The sequence below is a fragment of the Pseudoalteromonas sp. P80D2 genome (assembly GCF_036680945.1).
In the GTDB taxonomy this organism is placed as follows: Bacteria; Pseudomonadota; Gammaproteobacteria; order Enterobacterales; family Alteromonadaceae; genus Pseudoalteromonas; species Pseudoalteromonas shioyasakiensis.
The window spans coordinates 344,131-364,870 of the sequence record NZ_JAZDAR010000026.1 but is presented as its reverse complement, the minus strand read 5'-3'; the positions used below and the strand labels follow the sequence as shown (position 1 = coordinate 364,870).

The following is a 20,740-nucleotide window of genomic DNA, read 5'->3' as shown; positions in this document are numbered from 1 at the left end:
AGAGATAATCATGGCCTTGAAACGTATTTTAGCGGTTGATGATGAACCATTTAATTTAGAAATTATTGAAGAGATCCTTGAGGATCTCGATTTTGAGCTGAAAATGGTTAATAGCGGCCCAGAATGCTTAGAAGTCGTTGAAGAGTTCGACCCTCAAGTGATTTTACTCGATGTGAGCATGCCACAAATGAGTGGTTACGATGTCTGTCGTAAGCTCAAAGAAAACCCCAATACGCAAAAAATTATTGTGATGTTTGTCTCAGCCAGAGGCACCGTTGAGGAGCGCATGGAAGGTTATTCTGTTGGTGCAGAAGACTACATTGTTAAACCATTTAGCCATAATGAGCTCAAGCTTAAGTTACAACATTTGAATCAAGTGCTAATTGAAAAGGAATCGCTAGAACAACAAGTTGAAGATGCTACGTCAACGGCATTTAATGCGATGGCAAACAGCAGTGAAATGGGACAAATTGTTAATTATATTGAGCATATAGGTTCAATAGATAACGAACATGAACTCGGCAAAGCCTTTTTAAACTGTTTAGGTGCATTTGATTTACAAAGCAATGTGGAGTTTAGATTAGATAACGAAGTATTACATTTCTCTGTGTCGGGTGTGTGCTCGCCGATTGTGATCGAGCTGTTTGAAATGCTGAAAAGCAAAGGTCGATTGCACGAGTTCTCAAATCGGATTTTAGTAAACTATGAAATGATCAGTTTGCTTATCTTAAATATGCCTGGGCAAGACCCCGATAAGCATGGTCGAATTCGAGATCATATTTGCTTTTTAGTCAGTGTTACAGAGCAGCAGCTTAAAGCGATTCTCACTAAAAAAGAGCTACTTCAGCAGCAGCAACAGTTAAATGATGCTGTAAGTAAGGTGCACAGCAAATTTACAGGTTTGATTGAGCTTTTAAATGAAAACCGTATCAATAACGAAGCTGTATTTAAGCGGCTTCAAGAAGACTTAGAAAGTCGCATACCGACCATGGGCTTAGATGAAGACCAAGAGGTGTTCATCTATCAAAAGGTCGATGAAACCATTCAAAACTCAGTGGCTCGAGAGGAGTCAGTAAAAGGGGTTAAAGCAGCCTTTAAAGAAATTGAAAATGACTTATCACTATTATTAACGCGATAGGGCAAAGCTTGAACTAGTCATCAAGCATCTCTGGGTAGGCCTTTTTCAACAATGCGAATTAAGCGCGCCGTTTTACGAAGCTTTAACTGGCGCTTATTTTTTTGCTGATCAAGCGCCCACTCGATATGCTCAGCGACCAAAGCTGTAGCGGTTGTTAACCTTTGCTCTAAAGCCTCGATTATTTGCTCGTTGTAATCAGCGTTACCTAATCCGACAGCAAGGTTTCTTAACCAGCGCTCGTGACCAATACGGCGTATAGGGCTGCCTTCGGTATTTTTAAGAAAGGTTGCTTCATCCCATGCAAATAAAGTCAGTAATTCTTGATCTTTAAGTTGCTTTCTTGGGTGAAAGTCAGCTTCATCGGTGAGTTGACCGTAGCGATTCCATGGGCATACTAACTGACAGTCATCACAGCCATAAATGCGATTCCCTAACAGTGGGCGATACTCTTCAGGAATTGCGCCTTGTAATTCAATAGTAAGGTAAGAGATACATTTACGGGCATCGACTACATAAGGCTCGACAATCGCACCGGTTGGGCACAGTGTCATACAGGCAACGCATTTCCCACAGCCTTCAAAGCTATTCTCATCATCAATAGGTAGTGGTATATCAACAAACAGCTCCCCTAAGAAAAACCAAGAGCCCGCTTCTTTATTGATTAATAAACTATGTTTTCCACGCCAGCCCAAGCCTGCCTTTTCGGCTAGTTGCCTTTCAAGCACTGGAGCTGAGTCAACAAAGGGACGAAAGCCGAGCTGGCCAACTTGCTGCTCTATTTTTTGGCCTAACTTTTTCAGACGGTTGCGAATTAACTTATGATAGTCACGACCCAATGCATAGCGACTAATGTACGCTTTATCAGTCTGTTTGAGGTTTTTAGCAAAGCTTGCATCAGGCGGCAGGTAGTTCATTTTTACTGAGATGACTCGCTGCGTGCCAGGTACCAGCTCTGCTGGGCGCGCTCGCTTCATACCATGGGCTGCCATGTATTCCATCTCACCGTGATAGCCTAAATCTAACCAGCGCTGTAGCTGCGCTTCATGCTTCGTTAGGTCAATATCAGTGATCCCGACTTCTGCAAAGCCAAGGTCTTTACCCCATTGCTTTATTTGCAGTGCGAGTTGTTCATAATCAATAGAAGGAGTTGTCACGGTCAATAAAAAAGTAGCCAAGAAGCGGCTACTTTAACATAGTTTGACTCAGAGCAGCAGTTAAAAGCCGATCACACAAAGCGTTTTAACTGCTCTTGGGTTTGTTGGCTCAGTTTATGGGACTGTTGGCAATCAGCGAGTGATTCATCAATTTGCTGCTTAGCTTGCTCACCCAAAGCCACAATTTGCTCAACCGTTTGATGGGTCTGGGTTTGGGTTTGCTCTAGTAAATGCACCGCGCTGACAATCTGTTGTAGTTGTTGTTGGTTTTGCTCAAATTCGCCAAGCATATTGCTAAAGCCTGTTGAGGTGTTGCTAATGGCAGTTTCAGCTTCACTCGAGTGGCTAATTAACTGCTCAGACTCTTTATTGGTTTCGCTAACGAGGGTGTTCATCTGATTAATAAAATCGCTGATCTGGCGAGTTGCATCGTTTACTTTAACTGAGAGCGATCTAACTTCATCGGCAACCACCGCAAAACCTCGGCCTGCTTCACCTGCACGTGCCGCTTCAATTGCAGCATTTAGGGCAAGCAAATTGGTTTGGTCAGAAAACTCTTCAACCATTTTTAAAATGGCGCGAATGTTCTCGCTGTTTTCTTTAAGGCCAGACACCGTTGCTGAGAAGTTACCCAAAATTTGGCTAATCATCGCGACCTTTTTAACTAATGCCGATAACTCAGTGGCTGAGTGCTTAACAAAGTTTAAGTGTTCACTATTAACATGATGCACGCTGTCAGTATTTGCTGAGATATTCTCAAGGCTTGAAGTAATTTGGTTGCTTGAATCAGTAATGGTTTGGCTGAATTTTATTTGCTGGTGGCTCATTTCTGCAGTTTGCTGCATTGAATGAGTCATCTTTGAACTACTATCTGCACTGGCTTGTGCACTTTGGTAAGTGGTGGCTAATAGGTTTGCTAAATGAACAGTAAAGGTATTGTACTGCTCACTTAAATCACGAAACTCATCATAGGTAAAATGCGGTAGCTTGGCAGATAAATCAGCATCATGGCGGTTGATTTGCTCAAGTGTATCGCGCATTGCTTGCACTGGGCGCACAATTAAAAAGCGCATGTAGAAAACAGTAAAAATAAAGCTGGCGACGATAACAAAGGTCATTAACCAAAATAGTCCCATACCAGCTTGTTGCTCTGAAAGGCTGCTATAAAGCCAGATCAAAGTAATGGCTTGAAACGCAAACACAAAACCTAAATTACCGACAATCTTACGTGTGAGGGTGTAAAAGAAAGTTTGTTCGATAAAATTGTAAATGCGCATATAGCTACTCATTAAGGTGTTGTGTTGATTCATTTTGGCGTAATTTTTTTATTATTCAATGTCACATAATTCAACAGTATAGCTTAGTTTTGTTGAGTTACAGTGACTGCAGTGTCATTTGTGTATGACACGGAAAATTAGTAAAAATACCATCTACGCCATACTCTAGCATTAATTCGATATCTTCCACTTTATCGACCGTGTAAGCATAAACTTGAAGGCCGCGTTGTTTTGCGTCAGCAACAAACTCATGGTTTATAAAGTTTTTATCTACATGAATGCTATAGGCATGGAGTTTTTGCGCAAACTCGCTGTAATTAATTGGAATAGAAGCGGTAAGTGCACCAATCTTTACCCACGGCAATTTTTGCTTTAGCCACATCAGTTGGTGGTGATCGAATGAAGAGACTAGCAGGTTATCCCGAGAAATTTTCCCAGCGCTAACGTTTGATTCTATAAGCTCTACAAATTTATCTAACGAAAAAGTATGTTTAAGCTCTAAATTAAGTAAAGTTTTATCAGCAACCCAATCGATTGCTTGTTGTAAAGTGGGCACACACTCGCCATTGCCTGCATCGTATTGTTGAATTTGCTCTTTTGAGCAGGCGTTTACTTTACCGCGACCAGAGGTTGTACGATCAAGCCAAGTGTCGTGAATAATCATGTAATCATCAAGGCAGCTTTGCACATCAATTTCGATGCCATCTACTGCTAAATCAACAGCTGCGATAATGGCGCTTTGAGTATTTTCTGGGTAGGTACCACTGGCACCTCTGTGAGCGAATACTTTCATCATTGCTTATACCTACGAGTCACTGACCATGTTTCATAAAAAGCGGCACTAATCACCAGTGCGCCACCAATAAGAGTGCTAATTGAAGGTTGCTCATGCAAAATTAAAAAAGCGAAAAACGTACCGTATAAAGGCTGCAAACACGATATCAAACCAGCGGTTGAAGCTGATAAGTTTTTTAGGCTTGCTGCAAACAGTGAGTGCGGTGCTGCTGTAAAAATAACTCCTACGGTAATTAATAGCAGCCAATTTATTGTATCAACTTGTAATGGCGGTACTTCGACAAAGGCGCACAGCATAATGCAGGCGATCCAAGTTTGATAAAGCATGGTTTGTGGGCCGCCATATTGGCTAAAGTAACGCTTGTGAACGATATTTCGAAACGCAAAAAAGAACGCTGACAAAATGCCAATAGCAATACCTAGGGTGACATCATTGCCTAAGCTGGCATCAGGAATAAGTAAATAAATACCAAGCATCACCACCAAGGCGCTAAAAATATCTTTGAGCTGTGGTTTACTGCCATGAAATAAAGGCTCTAAAAATACCGTGATAACAGGGTAAGTAAAAAAGGCAATCATACCGACTGCAATACCTGCTAGTTGCATACCTGCGAAGTAGGTGAGCCAATGTATTCCAACAGTGACGCCAAGTAACAAGGCTATAAGGTAGTCGCGACGCGAGTGAAGCTTAATCGCTTTGTGTTGAATTGTAAGTAAGATCAGTAAGGCACAGCCTGCAATTGCTGTTCTGTAAACGGTAATATCTAATGCACTTAAGCTGACTAGCTTTGCGAATAATGCAGTACCACCAAATAGGAGTACTGCAATATGTAGATATATTAGGCTCTGTTTGTGCGCCTGCATTACAAACCTTGTTATTGTTGTTATTAACTCTCTTTGTAACGGTAATCCTTTACTTTGTAAACTCCCCAAATGGGCTAATCTATTCGTTTAGTTCCAATATTTCCATCCCTGCAAGTAATAGTGCAGCACATTAGGCTCATCAAGCGTCGATACTTTTTCATTGTTAGCGCTAATATCCGGGGTAAAAATAAACAATTGTGCGTCATTTTCAGGGCGGTAAAAGCGGGTTTTAACATGCAATACTTGTTGGTTACTGCACATCAAGTTGCAAGCCATAACAAAGCCCCATTCGCCAAAAGAGGGCACATTCAAATGATAAGGCAAGGTGTGCGTAAAGCCTGCTGCACTGAGCGTGTTATTGATAGACCAAAATGCTTGCTTCGCAAAAAATGGGCTGGTGGCCTGGGTCACTACAATACCGTTATTTGGTAGTCGTGTTTTTACTAGTTGATAAAACTGCTGACTGTAAAGGCGAGCTAAATTGATTGCTTTTGGATCCGGTAAATCAATAAAAATAATATCGAACAGCTGTTCGTTTTGCTCAATAAACACATAAGCATCTTGATGAATAACCGTCACTTTAGGGTCACTGAGTGAGTGCTTGTTAAGTGTTGTCAGGTTGTGATTAGTTTGCGCAAGCTTAGCGACTGCTGGATCTAAATCGACTAGGGTAATAGATTCTATTTGCGGGTACTTCAAAAGCTCTCTAGCTGCTAAGCCATCGCCACCGCCTAAAATTAGAATACGTTTGGCATTACCATGGCGCACCATAGCGGGATGGATAAGCGCTTCGTGATAGCGATACTCATCAATCGATGAAAACTGTAAGCCACCGTTTAAATAAAGCCGAATATCATCTTTATGACGAGTCAGTACGATTTGCTGATAGGGTGTTTGCTCTGAGTGTACAACACGGTCATCGTAGATTTGGCTTTGCCAAAGATGGGTGAGCTGTTTACTAGCAAATAAGCAAAGCACTAATACTGAGCAGACTAAAACTAATGTGAGTCTAAGCACTTTTCGACGATTTGGGCTGATATGGTCGATAAAGTACCACAGCAATAACAGCGCAATACTTAGATTCATTAAGCCAAAGCTTAAGGCTGTTTTAAAAACCCCAAGCCAAGGTAAAAATAGAAAAGGAAACAGTAAAGTCGCAAGCAGGGCGCCAAAGTAGTCAATAGATAACACATTGGCGAGGTTTGCTTTTAGCGCATAATGTTTTTCCATTAGGCGACTTAACAGCGGAATTTCTAAACCAATCAAAATACCAATTAAGCTGGTGAGTAAAATACTAATTGCTTGCAGTGGTAAGCCAAACGCATAACAGAAATACAATAAGGGCACACTTAAGCCACCAAGTAGTGCAAGCAGTAGCTCAAAACCGATGAAATACACCAGCAATGGCTTATCAGGCACAAAACGCGAAAAATAAGAGCCAACTCCCATTGCCGCCATATAGACGCCAATTGTCAGAGAAAATTGGGTGATGCTATCACCCAAAAAGTAGGCACCAGTGGTTGCGATCAGTAGCTCATAGATAATTGAGCAAAGGCCAGCAACAAAAATACTAAACAGTAAAATGTGGCTTTCGCGAATTGAGTTATTTTCCACCTGGGCCGCCTCGTGAACGGAAACCTGCACTGCCAATACTTTGTTCACGCAATTGTTTATCAACGCTTATCGTGAGGTGGTGATAGGAGTAAACTTGCCAATCTTGCTCTTTGTCACCTTTGCTATATGCCAAGAAGGAAAAGAAGAGCACGGGTGCTAAAAACAGTAACGCAATAGGCCAAACTGAGATACGCGATTCCATTGCTTTTATAGCCTCAGGGTTTAACTTATTGATTGGTTTATAAGTAATATCGGAGCCTTCACGCTCAGCTTCTAAACGATGCAGCATTACAAATAGCGCTACACCGCCGATGAAGCCAGAAATCCATAACAGCGGTAGCATGAAATTACTGTTACCTTTGATTGGGATTATACGAAACGTATAACTAAAATGTTCGGCACGCTTATTTGGGCCAAACGTACTACTGACGTAGGCGCTATATTGCCCCTTCTTAGGGAAGTGGACATCGTGATGAGTATAATCACGGTACTCAGTCCATTTACCATCTGAATCGTGTCCGGTTTCGGCCCAAAGTTCATCAGAGTAACTAAATAAGTAGTTACCATCAGGGTCAAAAATTTCGATATCAATGGCTTTCCATGAGTTTAAAGGCAGTCTGCCTTTAATTTCTAAGCGCATCATTTGGCCATCTTCTGGCACTGTAAATAGGTAAGGTTTGTCTTGTCCGTCGTAGTCTTTAAAGTTGCCATATTGGCCACTAATAAGTGGCGCTTGTAGATCTGCACGTATCACTAAGCAAACAACAAATGTGATAGCGGCAATAATAAAAAGCTTATAGATGTTCATCCATTACTCCATAAATAAGCTTAAATAGCGATAGTGATGATAACAGCAACACAGATTGCAATGCTGCTTTCAATAACCGCAACGGCGGTGTTTTTGTCGTGCATTGCTTGGTCGAGTGAAATTTTGCTAAAGATAATTTTATCAACGAGGTAACGCACAATTGGTAAAATTAAAAAGCCAAATAATGCGTCAATAAAGAATAAGCTTAAGCTTTGTTGCCAAGTATGAAAGCCACCAATAAGCGCATGACACAAGATAATAGCTAACGCCAACATGGTGCCAGAAAAGCTAAGCGCAACGGCTTTGTTGCCTTTTTCGAGCTGTTCGTGAAGATTAAAAGCAGTGAGGTGATCATAGCCTTTGGCAAAAATGATCAGCATTAGTTGCCCTAAAAAATAAAACACTATGGCTGATAACCAGCTGCCTTCACCGGTTAATGCGCCACCAATGATAAGTGCTGCGGCCATATAGTTTGCTGCTTGTACTAAGCCCACAGCCTCATTTTGTTGGTTAATTAATTGCTCTTGGTTACAGAACAAACGCAGCAGTAATTTGTCATTTAAAATACGTGAGCAAGTTAGCAGCACCATACCTAATACACTGTACAGTGATACATTCATCAAATCGCTTAGTAAACCTTGACTAGGCCCAGCTAAAACAAAGCCATAAATAATGGTAATTGCCCCTAAGTAGCCGCCAATAGATAAACCCAAGGCACTGTTGGCATTGTCGGTTAACTGGTTGGTGGTGTTATAAGGGGTTGCTAAGTTATACGACAGTTTTGCAACGGCTATGATTGCAATGAATAGACCAATATAGGCGCTGTTGTAGGCCATCGTTGCGAGGTAGTGGGTTAAGTTAATATCCATATAATTATGTTAGCTTGTTGTTATTTTCCGAAAATATTAACACAGAGTGTTTGTTGCAAAGAATATCAAAGCTTCATTTTTGGCAGAATTAATCAATTTCTTAAAAGTTTCATAGCTTTTGCCTGTCTCATTGTTAGGTTATGGGTTAAAATAACAACATAACCAACTAACAAGATAGTGAATGTCAAAACAGGATCCAAATCTCAGTCGAGAACAAGAAAAGTACGAAAACCCCGTCCCTAGCCGTGAGTTTATACTTACTCACTTAGAATCTCGCGCCAAACCAGCAAACTTCACACAACTTTGTGACGAATTACATGTGAATGATACAGAGCGTCAAGTTGCGTTCAAACGTCGTTTACGTGCTATGGAGCGCGATGGTCAACTGTATTTCAATAAGTTTAAATGCTACGCATTGATCGATGAATCTGGCCTAGTTAAAGGCAAAGTCATTGGTCATCGTGACGGATTCGGCTTTTTAGAAGTTGAAGGTGAGAGTAAAGATTGGTTTATCGCGAAGCACCAAATGAATATGGTGTTGCACGGTGACATTGTGCTTGCTAAAGGCAATCGCAAAGGCTCAAGTGGCAAATGCGATGCACGCATCATTAAGGTTTTGACCAATGAGCGAGCCCCGATTGTTGGCCGCTATTTTGTTGAGCATGGTATTGCAGTTGTTGTGGCTGAAGACCCACGCATAACGCAAGATATTATGATTCTACCGGGTAGTGAAAATGGCGCGCGCCACAACCAAATGGTGCAGGTGCAAATTACCCAAAACCCAAGCCGACATATGAATGCGGTAGGTAAAGTCACTGAGGTACTGGGTGAGCACTTAGCACCGGGTATGGAAATTGAAGTTGCACTACGCAATCACGATATTCCTCACGTTTGGCCTGAAGCGGTTGAAAAGCAAGTTGCTCATTTAGGTGAGTTTGTTGATGAACAGGCAAAGCAAGGTCGCGTTGATTTACGTGACTTACCGCTGGTGACAATCGACGGTGAAGATGCCCGAGACTTTGACGATGCCGTTTATTGTGAGCGCAAACCATCAGGTGGTTGGCGTTTATGGGTGGCCATTGCCGATGTGTCGCACTACGTAGGAATGAACACGCCTCTGAATAAAGAAGCGATTGAACGTGGTAACTCAGTATACTTCCCTGAGCAAGTTATTCCGATGCTGCCAAAAGTGTTATCGAATGGCTTGTGCTCATTGAACCCAGAAGTTGACCGTTTATGTATGGTTGCTGAGATGACGGTGTCAGAAGCGGGTAAGTTGTCTGGGTATAAATTTTACGAAGCGGTGATGAATTCACACGCTCGTTTTACCTACACTAAAGTGAATGCGATTTTACAAGGCGATGAAAAGCTGCGTGAAGAATACGCCAAGATGGTGCCACATTTAACTGACTTACAGCAAATGTACATGGCACTTAAAGCTGCTCGCCAAGAGCGTGGTGCGATTGAGTTTGAAACCTTAGAAACGCGCTTTGTGTTTAATGCACATCGTAAGATTGAATCAATCGTGCCTGTGGTTCGTAATGATGCACACAAACTTATCGAAGAGTGCATGATTTTAGCGAACGTATCGGCAGCCCGATTATTAGAAAAGCACGAGGCGAGTGCGCTTTATCGTGTGCATGATGAGCCTGATGCTGAAAAGCTTGGTTTCTTCAGAAACTTTTTATCAGAGCTTGGTATCGAAACTGCGATTTCTGATGAGCCAACACCAAAAGAAATAACCCAAGTGTTAGCTAAATTAGGCGACCGCCCAGAAGCTGAGCTTATTCAAACCATGTTGCTCCGTTCAATGAAGCAAGCGGTTTATCAGCCAGATAACATTGGCCACTTTGGTTTAGCTTTACCTGCCTATGCCCACTTTACATCGCCAATTCGTCGTTACCCTGATTTAGTGGTGCACCGTGCAATTAAAGCGGTACTTAAAGCGCAAGGTCAGCAAACATCGGGTGAGTATGCCTACACTGATGACGAAGTTGATATTTTAGGTGAGCAGTGTTCAACCACTGAACGCCGTGCTGATGATGCGACTCGCGAAGTGGCAGATTGGCTTAAATGTGAATTTATGCAAGACCATGTTGGTGACGAATTTGGTGGGGTGATCTCATCGGTAACTAACTTTGGTTTATTTGTACGCTTAGACGATTTACAAATCGACGGCATGATCCATGTAACTAACCTGGGCAATGAGTACTTCCATTACGATGGTGCTAAGCATTGCTTGATTGGTGAACAAACTCACACCGTTTATCGTCTAGGCGATAAATTAACGGTTCAGGTGTCATCTGTCAGTCTTGATGAGCGACGTATAAACTTAGTGTTAGCAGGTGAGGCGCAACAAGACCGTTATGCGCGTCGTCGTGGCCGTAGTGCCCCTGCAAAACCAAGTGTTCGAGCCCAGCTTAAAGCAGGTAAAATTCCTGGTAAAAAACCGCAGTCAGGCAGCTTTGAGGCAAAATCAGGCGACAAAGAGAATGAAAAACGTGGCAAGTCTTCACCTTCTAAAGGGCGCAAAAAGCCTAATAGTAAACAAGCTGATGCTGTAAAAGCCGGCAAAAAGAAGAGTAAGAAAAAAGCCACCAAAAAGGCAAAAAGACCGGGTAAGAATGCCCGTAAACGTAATGGCCGAGGAGCAAATAATACGTGAGTAATGAATTAATTTTTGGTTTTCACTCAGTTGAAGCAATATTAGCAAAAGAGCCTGAGCGCTTTTTAGAAATATACGCTTTAAAAGGGCGTGAAGATAAACGTTTAAACCCGGTTATTGACCAAGCACGTAAATTCGGTATTTCTGTACAATTTATGCAGCGTAAAGCGCTTGATAATAAAGCAAATGGTGAGCAGCACCAAGGCATTATCGCTAATGTGAAAGCGGCGCGCATGTATAACGAAAAAGATCTAGATGAGATCATAGCCCGTGAAGAAACGCCTTTCTTATTGGTGCTTGATGGTATAACAGATCCGCATAACTTAGGTGCCTGTTTACGTAGTGCAGATGCTGCGGGCGTGCACGCGATCATCGTTCCTAAAGATAAGTCTGCAAAACTGAATGGCACAGCGCGTAAAGTAGCATGCGGTGCGGCAGAAACAGTGCCATTGGTGCAAGTAACCAATCTTGCGCGTACGTTACGTGAAATTAAAGATGCTGGCGTTTGGGTTGTCGGCACTGCCGGTGAAACAGATACAGAGTTATTTGATGCAAATCTAACAGGGCCAATGGCTGTTGTTATGGGTGCTGAAGGGGATGGTATGCGCCGCCTTACTCGTGAGCATTGTGATTTATTAGTTAAAATCCCAATGGCTGGTTCGGTATCTAGTTTAAATGTGTCAGTTGCGACCGGTATTTGTTTATTTGAAGTGTTACGCCAGCGTAATGCAACGCAAATCTAACTGCCGCGAAAATTTCAGACACAAAAAAAGCCGATGTTACATCGGCTTTTTTGTATCTAACAGTTCTGATTAGATTTTTGCAAAAGCGTCTTGTAGTGGTGGTACTACTTGCTTCTTACGGCTTAATACGCGATCTAACCAAACGCGACCGTCTTCTGATTTAACATCATAGGCAGCTTCGATTACTGATACGTCATCAGACGCAATTAGCATTTCAGAGCCTTCTTTCATGATATCAGTTAACAGGAGTAATACTGAGTGGCGACCGCCTTCTTCTTTAAGCTTTGCGATGTCAGCTTCAAGATCTGCTTTGATCTCATCAAATACAGCAAGGTCGATAACTTCTAGCTGGCCAATACCTACTAGCTTACCGTTCATGTTGAAGTCTTTGAAATCACGCATTACTAAATCGCGTGCAGGCGTGCCTTCAACTGCTGATTTAACCTTGAACATTTCCATGCCAAGTTCTTTGAAATCTTCAATACCAGCGATTTCAGCAAGTGCTTCAACACACTTGATGTCAGCTGTTGTACACGTTGGTGATTTAAAGATTACAGTGTCGCTTAAGATAGCGCATAACATGATGCCTGCGATATCTTTTGGAATCTCTACGTTGTAGAAGTCATACATCATTTTGATGATAGTGTTTGAACAACCAACTGGACGGATCCAACACTCAAGTGGTGTTGATGATGTTAAATCGCCTAGTTTGTGGTGATCAACAACACCTACAACACGTGCTTCATCGATGTCATCAGGTGCTTGTGTTTTTTCTGTGTGGTCAACGATATAAACGTCTTCGCCTGCGTAGCTAAGTTTTAGCTCAGGTGCTTCGAAACCGAATTTATCTAGGATAAATTGTGTTTCAGGTGATACTTCACCTAAACGCGTCGGGATCGCAGGTTCATTGATCTGGTTTTTTAAGTAAGCAAGCGCAATTGCACCGCAAATTGAATCTGAATCAGGGATCTTATGACCCACTACATACATTGACATTGACGGAACTCCTTTAAATTTGGCGGATATTTTAGCAAAGTATCGACAGATTGATACATAACAGACATGAAATTTTGTTGATCAATTACAACTGCCAATTAATGTCCTTTTTGGTTACACTTTAAGATATTGAAAACTGAGGAAGATACTGATGCGCTTGAGCCGAAAAGCATGGAATAATGTAGTGATTATTTCGATGCTATTGATGATTTTTTTCTTCAATGGCCTACATAAAAAGCTCAATACACAGCCCGTTGAAGAAGGAGTACAAGCATTACTCCCAGAGCAAAGCTTCATTTTAGCAATGGCATTTCCAGAATTAAAAATCGAGCGTATCGGCACCTCTTGGCGTAGCCAATCACTACAAGAAACCACATGGCAAGGCGATGAGCAGCAGCTCGAACAACTTGTTGAACTTTGGCAACATCAAAAACTGACTATTGCCAGTCTCCCTGTTAGTAAAATTTCACAGACATCGGCTGATTATGTTGCCTCCGTGTGGCTAGCCGGGGAGCAGTTGCCAGCGGTGTATCAGTTGTACAACATAGATCAGCAATACTATTTATTAGATAAACGGTTACAACGAGTATTTGAGCTTGAACAAGCTGATGCGGCTAAGTTGTTTCCGTTATACCCGTTTTAAGAGAGTCACAGATGCCTGAATTACCAGAAGTTGAAGTTAGCCGTTTGGGAATAACGCCGCATGTGCTTAACCAAACAGTGACCAAAGTAAATATTCATAACGCCAGTATGCGTTGGCCTGTGCCTGATGATGTATATCAATTACAAGGACTTAAAGTTACTTCAGTGGAGCGTAGAGCAAAATATTTATTACTCGGTTGTGAGCTGGGTAGTGTTATTTTGCACTTAGGAATGTCGGGCAACTTACGAGTTGTGAGCGCAGATGAGCCATTAAAAAAGCACGACCATATCGAATTTATTTTAGCCTCAGGTAAAGCGCTAAGACTCAACGACGCGCGTCGCTTTGGTGCCTGCTTATGGCAAGCACCAGGCGAATGTCATACCTTGCTAACCAAGCTTGGACCGGAGCCTCTTACCGATGAGTTTGCTGCAAAGCGTGTTTACGAACAGTCTAGAAATAAAAAAGTACCAATTAAACAGTTTATTATGGATAACGCTGTGGTCGTTGGTGTAGGTAATATCTATGCCAATGAGTCGTTATTTAAGGCCGGAATTCACCCGAAACGAGAAGCCGGCAAGGTGTCTTTAAAGCGTTATCAGCAATTAGTGCCTATTATTAAAGAAACACTTGCTGCGGCTATCACGCAAGGCGGCACAACATTAAAAGATTTTGCTCAAAGTGATGGTAAGCCCGGTTATTTTGCCCAACAATTACTAGTTTATGGTCGCAAAGGTGAGCCATGTGTAACGTGTAAAGAGCCATTAAAAGAAATTAGATTAGGGCAAAGAAGCACTGTGTACTGCTCTAATTGTCAAAAATAACAAAGAATCCCTCATCTATGTAGTATTGCAACAGATAGCAAGATAGAGACAGGCTTAAGGAATGAGAAGGTTGTATGCTATTAAACAAATACGTCATAGGGTGCGTGTGCTTAGCGGCACTGGTGGGTTGTTCTAAAGAGCAACCTCAAGTTATCGTTGAAGAAGTGGTTACCGCTGAGGTTAAGCAGTTTGATGTGCCGCTGTATGGGAATTACGTGGCGCGTACAGACGCATCACTTGATGTTGAAATACGCGCAAGGATCACCGGCTTTGTACAAAGCGTAGAATTTGTTGAAGGTAGTTGGGTAAATGAGGGAGATTTACTCTACACCATTGATGATAGACCCTACCGAGCAAAACTTAATCGCGTTAAAGCGGCGCTGCAAAAAGACCAAGCAGCGCTGGCAAAAGCAAAGCGCGATGTTACTCGTTTAAAACCCCTCTACGAGCAAGATGCAGCAAGTCAGCTCGACTACGACAATGCAATTTCTATTCAAGAGCAAGCGCAAGCGTCATTATCAGCAACCCAAGCAGAACTTGAAGAAACCAAGCTTGATTTAGAATATACCCGTATTACGGCGCCAATTAGCGGCATGGTTGGTAGCTCTGAAGCCGATCTCGGTGCTTTGGTCGGCAGTAACGGTATTTCACTCCTTACTACCATTCAGCAAATAGACCCTATTTTCGTTAATTTTAATATGTCGGCACTTGATTACTTGAATGCCAAGCGGCGTATGACCAGCATGATGGAGCAGCTACAAGCCGAACAACAAGGCAAGGCACTTGAGGGCTTTGTACGTATTTCTTTGCCTGATGGCAGTGAGTATCGATATTGGGGTGATGTGAGTTTTACCGATCCTAAAATTAGCCCGAAAACGGGCACCTTTAAAGTAAGAGCAAAGCTGCCTAACCCTAATAGTGAGCTATTACCTGGGCAATATACAAAAGCACGGATTAAATTATCCGAATTGAAAGATGCCATTGTCGTCCCTGAGGAAGCTACACAAGTTGAGCAGGGCGGTATTTATGTGATGGTGGTACTTGACTCAGGTGAGATAGAGCGTCGCTTTATTGTTGTTGAGCATTACGGTGAACAAGGGATTGTTGCCAGCGCTGGCTTGAGTGCCGGTGAGCAAGTGGTGGTGAAAGGTTTGCATCGTATTCGTCATGGTCAGCAAGTAAAAGCGATTTCGTTAGCCGAGTTTGAAAAACGCCAATTAACGCCAAACACGGGCACTATTCCACTGGCGCCAGATAAACCAAGCAAACAAGATGATGAAAAAAATCAGCAGGGAGCTTAACTATGTTTTCGCATTTTTTTATCAAGCGTCCAGTGTTTGCTATCGTTATTTCGTTAGTTATTTTACTCACAGGCTTGGTCTCGCTCTTTACTCTACCGATTGATCAATACCCTGATATTGCTCCGCCGTCGGTTAAAGTGTCTGCTTCATTCCCTGGCGCAACGGCTGAGACCGCATCGGAGTCGGTAGCCATTCCTCTTGAGCAAGAATTAAATGGCACACCGAATATGTTGTATATGGAGTCAAAGGCAACTAACTCTGGCAGTGTTGGGATCACACTCACCTTTGATGTTGGCACCGACCCAGATCTCGCCCTTGTTGATGTGCAAAACACCGCAAGCCAAGCAGGTAGTAATTTACCTGTTGATGTGCAAACTGAAGGGGTGAATGTCTCTAATGAAAGTTCCGTTGAGCTGTTGAAACTGGCACTGACCTCTGATGATCCTCGCTATGACGAAATCTATTTGAGTAACTACGCCAGCATCAATGTTGAGGCGGCTTTAAAGCGTGTTCCGGGGGTTGGTAAAGTGCGTAACACCGGCTCGCGTTCTTATGCTATGCGGGTCTGGTTAAAGCCCGATATTTTAGCGGGTTACGAATTAACCGTGAATGATGTGACCGCAGCAATCAAAGCACAAAATAAAGAGGCCGCTGCTGGGGAGATCGGGGCTCAGCCAATGAGCGATGCAATTAAGCTTAATTTTCCGGTGCGGGCACAAGGACGGCTTAATAAGGTTGATGAGTTTAATAACATTATGTTGCGAGTTAACAGTGATGGCTCGATGATCCGTTTGCGAGATGTTGCAAGGGTTGAGCTGGCATCGTCTGCGTACACTTTAAATTCAAAACTAAATGAACAGCCCGCCACTATTTTGCAGGTTTATATGTTACCAGGCTCTAATGCATTAGCGGTTACTGAACGTGTTAAGGCTGAGATGGAACGCCTGAGCGCGGCTTTTCCAAAGGGAGTGAAATGGCAGTTATTTTATGATGCATCTGAGTTTATCAAGCTGTCGATTAATGAGGTGATCAATACCCTTATTCAAGCGCTGATCTTAGTGATTTTAGTGGTGTATTTATTTTTGCAAAACTGGCGAACAACTTTAATACCCGCTTTAGCTGTGCCGGTGTCAATAGTGGGTACCTTTATCGCCTTGGCTGCATTTGGATTTACCATTAACAATGTCAGTTTATTGGCTATGGTATTGGCAATCGGCATCGTCGTTGATGATGCGATTGTTGTAGTCGAAAGTGTTGAGCGATTGATCAATGAGCAAAATATGGAGGTAGTTGCTGCTACTAAGCAAGCGATGACAGAGCTTTCTGGCGCCATAGTGGCAACCTCTTTAGTACTGGCAGCGGTGTTTGTGCCGGTGTCATTTTTAGCCGGTATTACGGGCATTATGTACCGAGAATTTGCGATTTCAATTACCGTTGCGGTACTCATTTCGACCCTAGTTGCGTTAACCTTAAGCCCTGCTTTATGTGCGATTTTCTTAAAACCTAGCCTCCCATCAAACAATAAGATTTTTGTTAAATTTAATAATTGGCTTGAAGGTGTTGGCAAAAAATACACCTGGCTTGTAAAGGCATGCTCTGAAAAAGCAAAACGTAGTTATATTGGCTTTTTTATAATGCTAGGTGGCTGTTACTTTGTGTTCAGCCAATTACCAAGTAGCTTTATGCCGCAAGAAGATCAAGGACGCTTTTTTGTTGATATTACCTTGCCAGATGCGGCAACGGTCTCACGTACCAACGAGGTGATAAGTAAAGCTAACCAATTTGTTATGAGCCATGCTGGGGTGGCTTATTCATTCACGCTAGCAGGTGAAAACCGCCGTGCTGGTAGTGCGCAATCACATGGTCAAATGGAGGTGATTTTAAAGCCTTGGCAAGTGCGTGCAGAGCAAGGTTTTACGGTCACGAGTGTGATGAATGATATTCGTAAGCAGCTGTACGCCATTCCCGATGCTGAATTTAATGTGTTTCAGCCATCGGCTGTGGCGGGGCTTGGTTCGGGCTCTGGTGTTGAGTTTGCGCTGCAAGAAAAAACAGGAGGCAACTTAACGGGTCTGGTTGAATCGCTCGAGGTACTGCTGGCAAATTTAAATAACCGCCCTGAAGTTGCTAAAGCAAGTAGCTCACTGCGTGGCTCAGTACCTCAGCTATTTTTAGAGTTAGATAGAGAAAAAGCCATGGCATTAGAGGTGCCGATTGCCGATGTTTACAGCACAATGAAGGTGCTTACTGGCTCATCAACAATTAATGACTTTAATTTATTTGGCCGGGTTTATCGGGTTAAAGTTCAGGCTGAAGATGAATTTAGGGCACGCCCTGAAAACCTCAACGAATTTTATGTGCGTTCAAAAAATGGCGCTATGGTGCCATCAAATGTGCTTGCTAAGTTAAATTTAACAACCGGTCCGTCTGCAATAAACCGCTTTAATATGTTTACCAGTGCCATGGTGAATGTATCGCCAGCTGAAGGCTATGCATCGGGAGATGTAATTGACGTAATTAAAGAAGAAATGGCAAAACTACCGCCTAACCTTGGCTATGAATGGACAGGATTAACCTATCAAGAAATTCGCTCATCGGGTCAGCTAAGTATCGCTATCAGCCTTGCTATTGTGTTTGTATTTTTATTTTTAGCGGCGCTCTATGAAAGTTGGAGCTTGCCGTTTGCTGTACTACTAATAAGCCCGATAGCTATGTTGGGAGCCTCTGTATTGACCTTAGTGACGGGGCATGAAAACAATTTATTCTTCCAAGTCGCATTTATTGCATTGATAGGCCTTGCGGCAAAGAACTCTATATTGATTGTTGAGGTGGCAAATCAGCTTTATCAAGAAGGTATGAATGCCGTTGATGCTGCAATAGAAGCCGCCCGTTCTCGCTTTCGGCCTATATTAATGACTGCAGCCTCTTTTGTGCTTGGTGTATTGCCGTTAGTACTTGCTTCTGGCCCCGGAGCGGTTGGTCGGCAGTCGGTATCTATGCCTATTTTAGGGGGGATGTTACTAGCAAGCTCTATCGGCATTATATTAGTTCCGCTGTTTTTTATTACCGCTGCACGCTTTGTAAAAAAACAGCAAACACCGGCCTTTAAAGTAGTAGAGGAGCAAGTCGATGCATAAATTGCTGCCATTGCTTTGTTTCGCTTGTATTCAAGGCTGTGCTGTAGGGCCAGATTTTGAAATACCTGATCATAGTGAAGTTGCTAATTTTATGGGTGCAGCAGCTACGCCACAGTCTGAAGCTTTAGCGGGATGGAAGCAAATATATAGCGACCCTCATTTGCAAAAGCTGATTAGCCAAGCGCTTCTTAATAACCAAGATATGTTAATTGCGCAATCGAAAATTATTGAAGCGCGAGCTCGGTATCGAATTACCGATGCCGCTTTATGGCCAGATGTAAGCATAGGGCTTACTTCAGAGCGAGAAGAAGAGCTTAATAGCAGCCCCGAAAATACCTTTGATTTAAAAGGTTACTTAAGTTGGGAGCTAGATTTATTTGGTAGTAACCGACGTGCAAGCGAAGCCGCACTGGCAAATTATTATAGCCAAGAACAAGCAAGAAACGCGTTGCAGCTCGCCTTGATTGCTGATGTTGCGCAGCAGTTTTTTGCCCTTAAAGAAGTTGAAGAGCAATTAAATATTAGCCTGAGTACGATTAAGCTTCGCGAGAAGGAGCTTGAAATTGCGCGTATTCGTAAAAAAGGCGGTATTATTTCAGGGCTAGAACAGCGCCAAGCCGAGGTTGAATTAGAATCAGCGAAAGTGAAGATCCCGCCTTTACAGCACAGTGAAAGGCGGATTATTAATCAGTTAAAGTTTTTGATTGGTGATGCCAATGCTGATGTGCAAGGGGGGAATGAGTTATCTGTACAAACCCTTCCTAAGCAATTACCTACAGGACTACCTAGTGAACTGTTAAAGCGTAGACCAGATGTGCAGCAAGCAATGTATCAATGGCAAGCGGCCATGGCTGAGATTGGGGTCGCAAAAGCGGCTTTATTTCCAAAACTTAATTTATATGCAGAGCTTGGCAGTGAAAGCACTGATTTTAGTGATTTGCTCGCCAGTAATTCGCAGGTTTGGTTGCTGGGCTCAGAGCTGTTAATGCCAATATTTAATATGGGACGCAATCAGGCAAATTTAACGGTGGCGGAACAACGAGCTTATCAGGCAAGTATTCAATACCAAAAAACAGTGCTGGTGGCACTGCAAGAAGTAAGCAATCAGCTTTCGAACTATCAGTCGGCAGAGCAAAGCTATGATGCGCAAAGGAGCTTGGTGCTCAGTAGCCAAGATTACTATCGCTTAGCACGCCTTAGGTATAGCAATGGTGTTGCCAGCTCCCTTGATTTAATGGATGCACAGCGCCAGTTATTTTCGGCAGAAATAGCTTTATCGCAGGCAAAGAATGATCGTCTGCAAAGCCTAGCAACGCTTTATAAAGCACTTGGTGGCGGATGGTATGAATTAAGCGAACAGGAACTGGAAAAAGAAAAAGTGGTAGATTAATTAAAAGAGCATGCAAAAGCATGCTCTTTAAAAACTTATAACTCAAATGGTGCTACACCAACGGCTTTCATTTTATAGCCGACTTGAGCAATTTCACCAGACCAGGTTTCGGTGCTGATAACGCCAGTCACGACAATCGCATCGTATAGGCTTTCGATTGGTACGCCGTCTTTAATCGTGACATGCACAATTTGATTTGGCGGTGGTGGTGGTACGTGAATACAAGCACCAAAGTAAGGTACCAATAAAAACTCGGTGATCACTTCGCTGTCGCCTTCAAGGGGAACAACAAAACCAGGCAAACTTACTGATTGACCATTAAGTTCTTTTACCACGGGAGCATCAAGGTCTGGTTGCACCCAGTTTTGTTCTGAGCCTTCATGGTTTGCTTGCGCTTGGGTATCGATTTGCACATGACCTTTTGGAATTAAATCTTCCCAGAAGATTTCTTTAGGTGCGCCAGCATTAGCTCCAGCACACACAACTAATGCGACTAAAGCGACGAATTTTCGAAAAAACGGCATA

General features: G+C 42.7%; 17 protein-coding genes. 8 read left to right on the top strand and 9 right to left on the bottom strand.

Annotated elements, in window-relative coordinates:
* The first annotated feature begins 10 nt into the window (after positions 1–10).
* Positions 11–1,138: a response regulator gene (locus tag VRK28_RS06450; protein ID WP_062566481.1), complete on the top strand. Its 1,128-nt coding sequence runs from the start codon at positions 11–13 to the stop codon at positions 1,136–1,138.
* Positions 1,139–1,158: 20 nt separating this feature from the next.
* On the opposite strand, the gene queG is transcribed toward VRK28_RS06450, so the two are convergent.
* The 7 genes from queG to VRK28_RS06415 form a co-directional block, all read right to left on the bottom strand.
* On the bottom strand, positions 1,159–2,292 hold the full coding sequence (queG, locus tag VRK28_RS06445; RefSeq protein ID WP_062566600.1) for a tRNA epoxyqueuosine(34) reductase QueG: 1,134 nt from the start codon (positions 2,290–2,292) through the stop codon (positions 1,159–1,161).
* Between the two features lie 71 nt (positions 2,293–2,363).
* Complete coding sequence (locus tag VRK28_RS06440) at positions 2,364–3,581, bottom strand: methyl-accepting chemotaxis protein (RefSeq protein ID WP_062566480.1); 1,218 nt, start codon at positions 3,579–3,581, stop codon at positions 2,364–2,366.
* An 85-nt stretch (positions 3,582–3,666) separates the two neighbouring features.
* Positions 3,667–4,365: a glycerophosphodiester phosphodiesterase gene (locus VRK28_RS06435; RefSeq protein WP_054561032.1), complete on the bottom strand. Its 699-nt coding sequence runs from the start codon at positions 4,363–4,365 to the stop codon at positions 3,667–3,669.
* Positions 4,362–5,228, bottom strand: a complete 867-nt coding sequence (locus VRK28_RS06430; RefSeq protein ID WP_058585886.1) for a DMT family transporter — start codon at positions 5,226–5,228, stop codon at positions 4,362–4,364. The genes VRK28_RS06435 and VRK28_RS06430 overlap by 4 nt, the downstream gene beginning before the upstream one ends.
* An 87-nt stretch (positions 5,229–5,315) precedes the next feature.
* Positions 5,316–6,842, bottom strand: a complete 1,527-nt coding sequence (locus VRK28_RS06425; RefSeq protein ID WP_082710970.1) for a polyamine aminopropyltransferase — start codon at positions 6,840–6,842, stop codon at positions 5,316–5,318.
* A complete protein-coding gene (locus VRK28_RS06420; RefSeq protein WP_062566478.1) occupies positions 6,832–7,650 on the bottom strand; it encodes a hypothetical protein in 819 nt (272 codons plus the stop codon). The genes VRK28_RS06425 and VRK28_RS06420 overlap by 11 nt, the downstream gene beginning before the upstream one ends.
* 20 nt (positions 7,651–7,670) lie before the next feature.
* Positions 7,671–8,519, bottom strand: coding sequence for a DUF350 domain-containing protein (locus VRK28_RS06415; protein ID WP_062566477.1), 849 nt, complete (start codon positions 8,517–8,519; stop codon positions 7,671–7,673).
* 181 nt (positions 8,520–8,700) lie between these two features.
* On the opposite strand from VRK28_RS06415, the gene rnr reads away from it, so the two are divergent.
* Positions 8,701–11,184, top strand: coding sequence for a ribonuclease R (gene rnr / locus VRK28_RS06410; protein ID WP_062566476.1), 2,484 nt, complete (start codon positions 8,701–8,703; stop codon positions 11,182–11,184).
* Complete coding sequence (gene rlmB, locus VRK28_RS06405) at positions 11,181–11,927, top strand: 23S rRNA (guanosine(2251)-2'-O)-methyltransferase RlmB (RefSeq protein WP_054561023.1); 747 nt, start codon at positions 11,181–11,183, stop codon at positions 11,925–11,927. Before rnr ends, rlmB begins: the two co-directional genes overlap by 4 nt.
* A 69-nt stretch (positions 11,928–11,996) precedes the next feature.
* On the opposite strand, the gene VRK28_RS06400 is transcribed toward rlmB, so the two are convergent.
* On the bottom strand, positions 11,997–12,923 hold the full coding sequence (locus tag VRK28_RS06400) for a manganese-dependent inorganic pyrophosphatase (RefSeq protein WP_250659650.1): 927 nt from the start codon (positions 12,921–12,923) through the stop codon (positions 11,997–11,999).
* 151 nt (positions 12,924–13,074) lie between these two features.
* Between VRK28_RS06400 and VRK28_RS06395 the strand changes: the two genes are divergently transcribed.
* From VRK28_RS06395 to VRK28_RS06375, 5 genes are all read left to right on the top strand, one after another.
* Entirely contained in the window at positions 13,075–13,566 is a 492-nt protein-coding gene (locus tag VRK28_RS06395; RefSeq protein WP_054552702.1) for a hypothetical protein, read from the top strand.
* 11 nt (positions 13,567–13,577) lie between these two features.
* Positions 13,578–14,387, top strand: coding sequence for a bifunctional DNA-formamidopyrimidine glycosylase/DNA-(apurinic or apyrimidinic site) lyase (gene mutM, locus VRK28_RS06390; RefSeq protein ID WP_054552701.1), 810 nt, complete (start codon positions 13,578–13,580; stop codon positions 14,385–14,387).
* 74 nt (positions 14,388–14,461) lie between these two features.
* Entirely contained in the window at positions 14,462–15,688 is a 1,227-nt protein-coding gene (locus VRK28_RS06385; protein WP_062566474.1) for an efflux RND transporter periplasmic adaptor subunit, read from the top strand.
* 2 nt (positions 15,689–15,690) lie between these two features.
* Positions 15,691–18,825 carry an efflux RND transporter permease subunit gene (locus VRK28_RS06380; protein ID WP_062566473.1) on the top strand — a complete coding sequence of 1,045 codons (3,135 nt, stop codon included), beginning with the start codon at positions 15,691–15,693 and terminating at the stop codon, positions 18,823–18,825.
* The gene (locus VRK28_RS06375; RefSeq protein ID WP_062566472.1) at positions 18,818–20,215 is read left to right on the top strand and encodes an efflux transporter outer membrane subunit; all 1,398 of its coding nucleotides are present in this window, start codon (positions 18,818–18,820) and stop codon (positions 20,213–20,215) included. The genes VRK28_RS06380 and VRK28_RS06375 overlap by 8 nt, the downstream gene beginning before the upstream one ends.
* A gap of 35 nt (positions 20,216–20,250) precedes the next feature.
* On the opposite strand, the gene VRK28_RS06370 is transcribed toward VRK28_RS06375, so the two are convergent.
* The gene (locus VRK28_RS06370) at positions 20,251–20,739 is read right to left on the bottom strand and encodes a DUF3299 domain-containing protein (RefSeq protein WP_054552700.1); all 489 of its coding nucleotides are present in this window, start codon (positions 20,737–20,739) and stop codon (positions 20,251–20,253) included.
* Position 20,740 lies beyond the last annotated feature (1 nt).